Source organism: Flavobacterium plurextorum, assembly GCF_002217395.1.
Lineage (GTDB): Bacteria > Bacteroidota > Bacteroidia > Flavobacteriales > Flavobacteriaceae > Flavobacterium > Flavobacterium plurextorum.
In genome coordinates this window covers 304,605-310,951 of record NZ_MUHD01000003.1, presented here as the reverse complement: position 1 = coordinate 310,951, position 6,347 = coordinate 304,605, and the positions used below count along the sequence as shown (strand labels likewise).

Below are 6,347 nucleotides of genomic sequence, written 5' to 3'. Positions count from 1 at the left end.
TTTTTTACATTTATTATTTTATGTGAATGTTTTAATCAAAAAAATACGGTTTTTATAATACTAAATAATTAAAGAGATGTTTTCATTACAAAATAAAAAAGCAGTCATAACAGGAGGAGGAAGCGGAATTGGAAGAGCAATTGCTGCTTTGTTTGCCAAGCAAGGTGCAGAAGTTCATATTATTGATTTATCTATCGAAAGTGCACAGGATGCTGTTGACGAAATTAAAAATGCAGGAGGAAGTGTGTTTTCGTATGCTTGTAATGTTTCCAGTCAGGATGATGTTAAAGCGACTTTCGAAAAAATAGGAAATATCAATATTTTAATCAATAATGCCGGAATCGCAAATGTAGGGAAAGTAGACACTACTTCTGAAGCTGATTTTGATCGCGTAATGGATGTAAATGTAAAAGGAGTTTACAACTGTTTGTTTGCTGCAATTCCACAATTCCGACTTTCAAATGGCGGTGTGATTTTAAACATGGCTTCAATTGCGGCGTGGGTTGGAATTTCGGATAGATTTGCTTATTCAACAGCAAAAGGAGCTGTAATGGCAATGACTTTATCTGTAGCAAGAGATTATTTAAGTGAAAATATCAGATGTAATTCTATTTCACCAGCAAGAGTCCACACACCTTTTGTCGATGGATTTATCTCTAAAAATTATGCTGGAAAAGAAGAAGAAATGTTTGATAAACTTTCTAAATCACAGCCAATCGGGCGTATGGGAAAACCAGACGAAATTGCCGCTCTGGCTTTGTACTTATGCAGCGAAGAAGCTGGATTTATTACAGGATGCGATTACCCAATCGACGGTGGATTTATTAAATTAAATAACTAGAAATGGTACTAAGGTTCTGAGGTACTAAGGCGCTGAGGAAAAAAATCAGAACCTTAGAATCTTAGCAGTTTAGTATCTCTAAAAGAAATTTCAGAACCTTAGTACCTCAGTACCTTAGAACCTAAAAGAAAAAATTAATCAAAAAATAGAAAAAAAAATGAAATTAATACGTTTTGGAGAAATCGGAAAAGAAAAACCAGGAGTTTTAATTAATGAAAAAAGATATGATGTTTCTTCTATCGTTTCAGATTTTAACGAAAGCTTTTTTGAAGAAAATGGTTTAGAAAAATTACAAAAAGCCTTAGACAGCAATCCTTCTTTACCAGAAGTTGATGCGAGTGTTCGTTTAGGATCTCCAGTTGCTAGACCTTCAAAAATAATCTGCATTGGATTAAATTATGTAGATCACTGTAAAGAAACAAACGCACCAATTCCAACAGAGCCGATTATCTTTTTTAAATCAACGACTTCTTTATGCGGTCCAGATGATGATGTAATTATTCCGAAAAACAGTGTAAAAACGGATTGGGAAGTGGAGTTAGCATTTGTTGTTGGTAAAAAAGCAAGTTATGTTGAAGAAGCCGAAGCTTTAGATTACGTTGCTGGTTATGCTTTATTGAATGATTACAGCGAAAGAGAATTTCAAATTGAGCGCGGCGGACAATGGGCAAAAGGAAAAGGCTGTGATACATTTGCGCCTCTTGGACCATTTTTGGCTACAAAAGATGAAGTAAAAGATGTTGATAATTTATCGATGTGGTTAAGTGTAAACGGTAAAAAGTACCAAGACAGCAACACGTTAAATTTGGTTTTCAAAATTCCTTATTTAGTTCATTATTTAAGTCAGTTTATGACTTTGCTTCCAGGCGATATCATTAGTACAGGAACGCCTCCTGGAGTTGGTTTGGGTATTAAACCAGATCCAATTTACTTAAAAGCGGGCGATGTTGTAGAACTTGGAATTGAAGGATTAGGTACAAGTAAACAAACCGCAGTTGCTTATAAAAAGTAATATAAACGATCTTTTATTATACTAACGAATGGTGACGCGGATAAAACGGATTTACTTCGTAAAAACGCGGATTCAAACGGATTTTTTATTAATCTTTCTAAAAATTTAAATATAAAATCCGTTTGAATCCGTGTCTTCGCGAAAGCGAATCTGCAAAATCCGCGTATGATTAGAAATTTAAACAAAACAAAAAAATGAAATATATTGTTTGCGAAAAACCGCAGGAATTTCTATTAAAGGAAACCAGTATTCCAGAACCAAAAGAAGGTGAAGTTCTCTTAAAAATAAAAAGAATTGGAATCTGCGGAACTGATATTCATGCTTTTGGAGGAACTCAGCCGTATTTTGAATATCCTAGAATTTTGGGTCACGAATTGGCAGCAGAATATGTAAAAGGAAATGCTGCGGGTTTTAAACCAGGAGATAAAGTAACTTTTATTCCGTATTTCAATTGTGGAAAATGTGTTGCGTGCCGAAATGGATTAACAAACTGCTGTGTAAATATTAAGGTTTTTGGAGTTCATATTGACGGCGGAATGGCTGAATATGTAAAGATTCCGGAACAGTATTTACTTCACGGTCAGGGATTAGATTATGATGAATTGGCTTTGGTTGAACCATTGGCAATTGCGGCGCACGGAGTACGAAGAGCGGCTGTAAAGTCAACGGATACGGTTTTAGTAATGGGAGCAGGACCAATCGGAATTGGATTAATTCAGTTTGCTAAAATTGCTGGAGCCAAAGTTATCGTGATGGATATCAATGATTACCGATTAAATTTCTGTAAAACTGAATTGAATGCGGATGAAACCATTAATCCGTTAAATGATGATGTAGCCGCAAAACTATCTGAATTGACAAACGGAGATATGGTGAATGTTGTGATTGACGCAACTGGAAATCAGAAAGTAATGAACAGTGCTTTCAATTATATCTCGCACGGCGGAAGATTTGTTTTAGTGGGACTTCAAAAAGGAGAATTAAGCTTTAGTCATCCTGATTTTCATAAGAGAGAATCTACTTTAATGAGCAGCAGAAATGCCACTATTGAAGATTTTGAATATGTAATGAAATGCTTGAAAGAAGGAAAAATAGATCCTAAAAAATATATTACGCACAGAACAAATTTTGCTGAAATGATTACTGATTTCGGAAACTTGATTGACCCCAAAAATAATGTGATTAAGGCGTTAATTGAGATAGAATAATTAGTGAAATGTGAAATGTGAGATGTGACTTTCGTTGTAAAAAAATAAAACTTACTTCATTTTGTATTTCATTTTTCACATCTTAATATTTTACAAAAGAAAAAACATTTTACATTTTACAAATCACATTTAACACAAAAAAGAAATGGATTTAAATTTAAAAAATAAGATAATTGTTGTCTCTGGTTCTGCTGGAAAGGAAGGCAGTATTGGAAAAACAATCATTAACCGAATTGCAGATGAAGGAGCGATTCCAGTTTTGGTAGACCGAAATGCAAGAGGTTTCGCTTATGCTGAAAAGCTGCAGAACAAGGGAATTGATTCTTTATTTGTGCAGACTGACGTAACTGATCCTGTGGAAATCGAAAATGCTGTGAAAACAATCGTAGCAAAATACGGAAGAATCGATGCGGTTATCAATAATGTTGGTGTAAATGATGGTGCAGGTTTAGACGCTTCTTACGAGGAATTTATGAATTCTTTGAAACTAAATGTAGTAAGTTATTTTTTACTGGTTAAATATGCGCTTCCATACTTAAAAGAATCAAAAGGAAATATCCTGAATATTGGTTCAAAAGTAGCTTTAACGGGACAAGGCGGAACTTCAGGTTATGCTGCTGCAAAAGGCGGCGTTTTAGGACTTACAAGAGAATGGGCAGTAGATTTAATTCAATTTGGAATCCGTTCGAATGCTATTATTATTGCTGAAAGTTATACTCCTGCATACGAAGATTGGATTAAAACGTTGGAAGACGGAGAAACTGTTTTAAAGAAAATCAATAAAAGCATTCCGTTTGAAGGCAGAATGACTAAAACAGAAGAAATTGCAGATTCAGCGCTTTTCATTATTTCTGATCGTTCTTCGCATACAACAGGACAATTTGTTTTTGTAGATGGAGGTTATGTGCATTTAGATCGTGCTTTAATCAACGATGTAAACTAATTCAAAATGAATAACCGAATTGATTCCCATCAGCATTTTTGGAAATTTGATCCTGTTAGAGACAGTTGGATTGACGAAAGTATGTCAGAAATTCAAAGAGATTTCCTGCCAGAAGATTTATTGCCATTGCTCACAGAAAATAAGTTTTCGGGTTGTGTAGCAGTTCAGGCAAACCAGTCTGAAAGTGAAACTAATTTTCTTGTTGATCTGGCTTCAAAAAATGATTTTATAAAAGGAATCGTGGGCTGGGTTGATCTTCGAGATGAAAATATATCAGAGCGTTTACATCATTTTTCTTCAAATAAAACAATTAAAGGATTCCGACATGTTGTACAAGGCGAAGCTGATGATTTTATGTTTAGAGCAGATTTTCGCAACGGAATTTCAGCTTTAAAAAAGTTTGATTTTACGTATGATATTCTGATTTTTCATCGTCAATTGCCAGCTGCGATAAGTTTAGTAAAAGATTTTCCTAACCAAAAGTTTGTAATTGATCATATTGCTAAACCAGATATTAAATCGGGAAGTATTGATTCATGGAAAAAAGGAATAGAAGAAATTGCTAAATACGACAATGTATGGTGTAAAATCTCAGGAATGGTCACAGAAGCCGATTGGGAAAACTGGACACCAGAGGATTTAAAGCCGTATTTGGATGTGATTTTTGAAAATTTCTCAACAGATAAAATAATGTACGGCTCAGATTGGCCGGTTCTTAATATTGCTTCTGATTATAATGAGGTTGTAAAAACTTTAGAAGATTATATTTCGAAGTTTTCTATCGAAGATCAAAATAAGATTTGGTATGAAAATGCAGTTTCGTTTTATAATTTAAAAGAGTAATTTTTCAGCCACAGATTAAAGGATTTTCATAGATTTTTTTTATCATTTTAATCCCTTAATCTGTGACTGAATATATTTTTCTACAAAATTTGCAGATTTTTGCTCGCAGATTTGTAAAAAGATAGCCCGTAGTTTAAACCACGGGCTATAGATTTAAACGAGAAATTAGATTAATCTCGTAGTATGTCATTTCGACCAAAGGGAGAAATCACACTAGTTTGTCGACAAAGATTGGCGATTCTCTTTGTAGAGTTCCTTTTGCGATTTCTCCATTCGGTCGAAATGATAAACGATTCCTAATTCTTCAAAACATCATTTCCAACAGCCCATTTCTTCTGCCAAGAGGCATATTTCTTTAATGCCTTTTCTGGTTTATCTGTATACCATGCGTAACCGCTTCTGCGTTCTCGGCTTACTTCTGCCAGAGAATACAAAAACTGACTGTCTCTATCACAGAATAAAGGTTTGTGAGTTCCTAATTCATAATATCTCGTCCAAATTGGCGGTGCAGTAGAATCAGTTACAACACGCACATCATTGGTAATTTTTTTGTATTTGGAGTCCATTTCCGGAGCCTGAAAACTTTCAACTCTGGTATTGTATATTTTAGAACCCTGAAACCATTTTACAGCACTTTGCACTGAGTTTATAATTTTCTCATTCGGATTATCGATTGCCATTAAAAACAATACGACATCAACACTTTCGGCATTACAGATACTTGGCGGTTCGAACTTTCGCGCCCACGCGGGTAAAAGCGTAATTTCATCATGCTGCTGACACCAAGCCGTTAGTTTTCCATCCTCTTTAATCTGCATTTTTAAAATGCAGTCAATTCCTTTTTCGTATGAAGCGGTAACTTTTTTTCTGGTTTTAGCATCAATAAATGCAAAATCAGGATCATTGTTTACGATCTTTTTCAAAAGATTCATAATGCCCATATAAGCGCCGTCATTAAATGTAATATGTCGGCTGTAACCTTTTTCTAAAGGGAAATATTGTGGCCAGCCTCCGTTGCCGTATTGCGCTTCTAAAATAAAATCAATTCCTTTTAACGCACCGTCTTTGTATTTTGTTTCTTTGGTCAAAGTATAAACCTGAGCCAGATAATTGACGTGTGTGTAAGTCGTTTCATTGTCAAAAGTAGTATGCAGCATTGGTTTGGTCGCAATAACCGTATCAATCTGCTTTGGAGTCAGAATCGCTTTCATATCGTAATTCTTCGGCCATCCGCCATTATTGCGCTGAAAAAGCAAAATATTATCAGCAATTTTGGCATAATCCGTTTCAGCATATTGAGGCTGATTCGGAATTGGATTTACGATATTAGTTTTGTCTTTAATATGGTACCAATGATTGGTTCCATCAGAAAAAACTTTGGTGCTGATTGCTGATTTTTCCTCTTTGTTAGTTTGCGCATTCGAATGTAGAAACGAGAAAACACAAAGGCTTATAACAACTGCTTTTGAACTATTGGTAAATTTCATTTTGAAATTGTGA

General features: G+C 34.8%; 6 protein-coding genes. 5 read left to right on the top strand and 1 reads right to left on the bottom strand.

From position 1 onward, the window contains the following. Positions 1–76 precede the first annotated feature (76 nt). From B0A81_RS02140 to B0A81_RS02120, 5 genes are all read left to right on the top strand, one after another. Positions 77–841 carry an SDR family NAD(P)-dependent oxidoreductase gene (locus B0A81_RS02140; RefSeq protein WP_089056480.1) on the top strand — a complete coding sequence of 255 codons (765 nt, stop codon included), beginning with the start codon at positions 77–79 and terminating at the stop codon, positions 839–841. 157 nt (positions 842–998) lie between these two features. Continuing rightward, the gene (locus B0A81_RS02135; protein WP_089056479.1) at positions 999–1,853 is read left to right on the top strand and encodes a fumarylacetoacetate hydrolase family protein; all 855 of its coding nucleotides are present in this window, start codon (positions 999–1,001) and stop codon (positions 1,851–1,853) included. A gap of 194 nt (positions 1,854–2,047) precedes the next feature. Further along, a complete protein-coding gene (locus B0A81_RS02130) occupies positions 2,048–3,061 on the top strand; it encodes a zinc-binding alcohol dehydrogenase family protein (protein WP_089056478.1) in 1,014 nt (337 codons plus the stop codon). Positions 3,062–3,206: 145 nt separating this feature from the next. Next, positions 3,207–4,004, top strand: coding sequence for an SDR family oxidoreductase (locus tag B0A81_RS02125; RefSeq protein ID WP_089056477.1), 798 nt, complete (start codon positions 3,207–3,209; stop codon positions 4,002–4,004). Between the two features lie 6 nt (positions 4,005–4,010). Beyond that, positions 4,011–4,847, top strand: coding sequence for an amidohydrolase family protein (locus B0A81_RS02120; protein WP_089056476.1), 837 nt, complete (start codon positions 4,011–4,013; stop codon positions 4,845–4,847). A 296-nt stretch (positions 4,848–5,143) separates the two neighbouring features. On the opposite strand, the gene pelA is transcribed toward B0A81_RS02120, so the two are convergent. Then, positions 5,144–6,334 carry a pectate lyase gene (pelA, locus tag B0A81_RS02115; RefSeq protein ID WP_089056475.1) on the bottom strand — a complete coding sequence of 397 codons (1,191 nt, stop codon included), beginning with the start codon at positions 6,332–6,334 and terminating at the stop codon, positions 5,144–5,146. Positions 6,335–6,347: the final 13 nt, after the last annotated feature.

Coding starts and splice junctions, on each gene's coding strand:
- B0A81_RS02140 (WP_089056480.1), top strand. CDS start 77: ATGTTTTCATTACAAAATAAAAAAGCAGTCATAACAGGAGGAGGAAGC.
- B0A81_RS02135 (WP_089056479.1), top strand. CDS start 999: ATGAAATTAATACGTTTTGGAGAAATCGGAAAAGAAAAACCAGGAGTT.
- B0A81_RS02130 (WP_089056478.1), top strand. CDS start 2,048: ATGAAATATATTGTTTGCGAAAAACCGCAGGAATTTCTATTAAAGGAA.
- B0A81_RS02125 (WP_089056477.1), top strand. CDS start 3,207: ATGGATTTAAATTTAAAAAATAAGATAATTGTTGTCTCTGGTTCTGCT.
- pelA (WP_089056475.1), bottom strand. CDS start 6,334: ATGAAATTTACCAATAGTTCAAAAGCAGTTGTTATAAGCCTTTGTGTT.
- B0A81_RS02120 (WP_089056476.1), top strand. CDS start 4,011: ATGAATAACCGAATTGATTCCCATCAGCATTTTTGGAAATTTGATCCT.